At 74.0% G+C, this 4,120-nt stretch carries 4 protein-coding genes; 3 read left to right on the top strand and 1 reads right to left on the bottom strand.

Features of this window, described 5'->3' with window-relative positions; genetic code table 11:
* Positions 1-140: 140 nt before the first annotated feature.
* Entirely contained in the window at positions 141-638 is a 498-nt protein-coding gene (locus tag ABZ641_RS27890; protein WP_359986018.1) for a hypothetical protein, read from the bottom strand.
* A gap of 7 nt (positions 639-645) precedes the next feature.
* Here ABZ641_RS27890 and ABZ641_RS27885 point away from each other — a divergent pair, with 7 nt between their 5' ends.
* The 3 genes from ABZ641_RS27885 (at position 646) to ABZ641_RS27875 (ending at position 4,035) form a co-directional block, all read left to right on the top strand.
* Positions 646-1,233: a hypothetical protein gene (locus ABZ641_RS27885; protein WP_359986016.1), complete on the top strand. Its 588-nt coding sequence runs from the start codon at positions 646-648 to the stop codon at positions 1,231-1,233.
* Between the two features lie 248 nt (positions 1,234-1,481).
* Positions 1,482-2,189, top strand: a complete 708-nt coding sequence (locus ABZ641_RS27880; RefSeq protein ID WP_359986013.1) for a DUF4232 domain-containing protein — start codon at positions 1,482-1,484, stop codon at positions 2,187-2,189.
* A 589-nt stretch (positions 2,190-2,778) separates the two neighbouring features.
* Entirely contained in the window at positions 2,779-4,035 is a 1,257-nt protein-coding gene (locus ABZ641_RS27875; RefSeq protein ID WP_359986011.1) for an extracellular solute-binding protein, read from the top strand.
* The last annotated feature ends 85 nt before the right edge of the window (positions 4,036-4,120 follow it).

Below are 4,120 nucleotides of genomic sequence, written 5' to 3'. Positions count from 1 at the left end.
TGCCGCAGCATCCGGACCGAGACGCGGCCGTGCCGGGCGAAGTCTCCGATGGTGAACATGATGTCTCCGAGTGCACCGCCTGACACGGTGTGAGGGTCAAGGCGTCGCCCGGCCCGTGGCGACGGGGGCTTCCGGCGGGCTCAGCGGCCGCCGGTGAGGGCCCGGCGGACGAGCGGGGCGTCGGCGGCCGTCGTCTCGATCCAGACCGGCCGCCCGGGGGAGGACTCGTAGCGGAGCACCGTCCGGGCCACCGCCGATGCCCAGCGGTCGGGTTCGGCCGCGGTGGCCACGACGACCAGGCCGCCGGTCGGGATCTCCACCGCGGGCGCCGCCCTGCCGAAGTCGAAGCGGACGGCCGCGCCGCCCGGCTCGACGGTGAGCCGACCCGTGGAGGCGCCGTCCAGCAGCTCCAGCCGCGAGCGCAGCGCGAGCCGTCCGGGCACCCGGACGGGCGCGCCGCCGCCGAGCAGCGCACGGCGCCGCCGGGCACGGAGGCGGACGGCACCGGGAACCACCCGGTCGCGCACCAGGTCCACCACGAGCCGCACCGGAACGTCCACGGTCGGCACCTCCTCTCCGAGCCGCCCACCGTAGGACACCGGCCCGGTGATCACGGCGGCGGGGCGGTGATCCATCATGGGCCGGATGACCGATGCGTTCACCCTGCTCCTCCAAGCGGCCGACCTGCTGCCCGACGGCGTCCGGACGGCCGAGGGCGGCACGGCCGAGGACGTCCGGGACTGCGGGTGGCGGCACGACTGGGAGTTCGCGTTCGACCTGCTGCTGGCGATGGGCCGGGCACGCTCGCTGCCGCCCGCGTACTGGGGGCTGCTCGCGGACGCGGCCGGCCAGGTGGGCCGGGAGCGCACCGCCCGCTGGTGCGACTGGCGCCGCGGGGAGGCGGAGCGCGGCGGCGTCCGGGCCGAACTGGTGCTCGCCGGTGCGGACGCCGGGTGGCGGACGACGCCGTTCGCCGGCGACGGCAGGCTGCGCCCGATGTGGGACATCGGACTGCGGACGGCGACCGGTGAGCCCTCCTTGGCCGTCGCGGCGCTCTGGGTGGAGGACGAACCGTTCCTGGCGCCCGGCGGTGCGGCGGCCGTCCGGCTGGCTCCGCTCACCCCGGAGCTCTGGCAGGGGGTCGCGGTCGGCGACCGGCTCGCCCTGTACGAGAGCGCCGTCCCCGGAGGCAGCGCGAGGGTGCTCGGGATCGTTGCGCCGTTCCGCGCCTGAGGCGGGAGCCGGCCGGCCGGTTCGTCGACGACCTTTCAGCTCGGGCCCGTCCGTGCGCGGTTCCGTGCGGAAGCGGTGATCGTTCCGTGCTGGATCGGGGACCTCGCGGGGTGTGGGATGTGTGCCGTGGCGGCAACCGGCCGTCCGCGGTGCGCGTCCTTCCGGGCGGTGGCGTCCGGCGGGCTCCGACGGGCGCCGCGGGCCGGCGCTGCCCCGGTGGCCGGACCGACCGAACGAAAGGCCCTGTCGTGGACACTCGCCGTCGAGCTCTCGCCGTGCTGCTCGCCCTCGCCTCCCCGTTGGTGCTGGCCGGGTGCAACGGTGACGGCACCGACACGGCCGGGGACGCCGCGGGGACGACCGCGGTCTCCGCCGCCCCTCCGGCCGCGGCCTCCACCGCCACCGTCTCCGCCTCGCCCGGGAAGAGCGCCGGCACGGTCACGCCCTCGGCCAAGACCTCCGCGACCTCCGCGAAGCCCACCCCGACGGCCACCTCCGGCGGGGGCGGGGGAGAGGTGGAGCACTGCGTCAACCCGATGCTGAGCGTGACCGCCTCGACCTCCGACGGCGCCGCCGGCACCATGGTGCAGCGCTTCGTGCTCACCAACGTGTCCTCGGCGCCCTGTTCGCTGACGGGCCGTCCCACCCTCGTGCCGTACGCGCCCCCTGGCGCGCCGGCGCCGTCGGTGGCCGTGGGGGCGATCCCGGCCGGCTTCGGCGGGCTCGGCGGGAGCGGCGGCACGCTGGTGCTCGCACCGGGCGGCACCGCCGCGTTCTTCCTCAAGTGGAGCAACGTGCCGACCGGTGACGCGCCCTGTCCGAAGGCGGCCGGCTTCGCCTTCCGTGCGCCGTTGGACCCGCTGGCGGACGCCGACAAGAAGGTGCCGTTCGCCTTCCAGCCGTGCGGCGGGTCGGTGCAGGTCTCCCAGGTGCTGCCGGCCTCCGTCACCTCCTGACACCGGCGCTCCCGTCGGAGCGCCCGGAACACCCGCGGCCCCCGGCCTGCCCGGAGCGCCCGGCGTGCCCCGGGCACGTCCGCGCGCTGTGCCACGGCATGGGGGCTCCCGGGGATGCGTCGACGATCGGCGGTGGACGGCTCCGCCGCGAGGCCGGCCGAACAGGTATGGACCACCGTGGCAGCGGCGGGCGGAGCCGGTCAAGACGTACCGCCGCGTAGCCTGCGTCACATCCGCGACCGGCCGCAGCGCGCCCAAGACCGGGCGCCCGGAGCATTTCTGACACCCCGTCGCATACCGACGGCCCGGCGTCCGCAGGGGCGGGCGCCGGGTTCCGGGCCACTGCGGAGCGCGTCGGAGCGGTCACGCGGGGCAACGATTCGGTAACCGCGCTGGAGTCCGCGGTCGGGACTGGTCGAGACTTTCGCCCATTCGCCCGGCCGTCCCTGCACGTTTCGCCACCCTCCTCGACCAGGAATGCGCGTGGCCGACCGGTTGTGGACTCCCCGCCGACACCCGGCGGGATTCCCGGGCGTCGCCCTGTCCCCGGCCCTGCCGCCCGTGCGGCACCACTCGAAGGCGATTCCCCATGGAACGACATCTGCCGCGCACCTTAACCGCGGCGCTGGCCTGCTCCCTGACGCTCACCGCCTGTTCGGCGACGGGATTCGGATCCGGGGCGGCGGTCACCATCCGCATGGTCGCCGCCGATTACGGCGACAAGGACGCGAACAGTTCCCAGCACTACTGGAACAGGCTCGCCGCGGCCTTCACCGCCGCGAATCCCGATGTCCGGGTGGACGTCCGGGTGGTGAACTGGAACGACATCGACAAGCAGGTCAAGGAGATGATCCGCAGCGGCGACGTCCCCGACCTGCTGCAGACCGGCGGGTACGCCGACAAGGTCGCCGACGACCTGCTCTACAAGGCCTCCGACGTCCTGTCGATCGGCACCCAGGCGAATTTCCTGGACAGTTTCTCCAAGGCCGGACAGGTCGAGGGGATCCAGTACGGCATCCCGTTCGTCTCCTCGGCCCGCGCCTTCTTCTACAACAAGGCGATCTTCCGCCGGGCCGGCATCACCGAACCGCCGACCACCTGGGACGAACTGCGCAGGGACGCCCAGCGCATCAAGGACAAGGTGCCGGGCACCGTTCCGTACGCCCTACCGCTCGGCCCGGAGGAGGCACAGGCCGAAACGCTGATCTGGGAGCTCGGGAACGACGGCGGATTCACCGACCGGTCGGGCCGCTACGCACTGGACGCCCCGCAGAACGCCGAGACCTTCAGCTGGCTGCGGGACGATCTCGTCACCCCCGGCCTCACCTATCCCGATCCGGCCCGCACCGACCGCCGGACGGCCTTCGCGGACTTCGCCGCCGGACGGGTGGCGATGCTCAACGGCCACCCGTCGCTCATCAAGCTCTCCGGGGACGGCGGGATCGACTACGGAATCGTCCCGATCCCCGGCCGGACCGGCCCGCTGAAGTCCACGCTCGGCGTCGCGGACTGGATGATGGCCTTCAAGAAGTGGGGGCACCGCAAGGAGATCAAGAAGTTCCTCGACTTCGTGTACACCGGGGAGAACACGCTGGAGTTCGACGAGGCGTACAACCTGATGCCCGTCACCCACGACACCCTGCAGGAGATGACCACGGGCGGCCGGCACCGCGACCTCGAACCGTTCCTCGCGCTGCTCCCGCAGGCGACCTTCTACCCCCTCGGCGACACCGGCTGGGACGCGATCTCCGCCGAGATCAAGAAGAACGCCGGCCTGGCCCTGCGCAGACCCGAGGACGTCCTGGGCGACCTGCAGAAGCAGGCGCTGTCGACCGGGCGCCGGTAGACCTCCGTGGGCGGCGCCCGGGGCGGGGACGGCGGAGGCCGCCCGGTCCGGGGTGCGGTCCCGGGGCGGGCGGCCCCGCGCGGGG

It is taken from the genome of Kitasatospora sp. NPDC007106 (assembly GCF_040634455.1).
Lineage (GTDB): Bacteria > Actinomycetota > Actinomycetes > Streptomycetales > Streptomycetaceae > Kitasatospora > Kitasatospora arboriphila.
The sequence above is the reverse complement of the archived record's forward strand: the minus strand, read 5'-3'. Positions and strand labels throughout refer to the sequence as shown.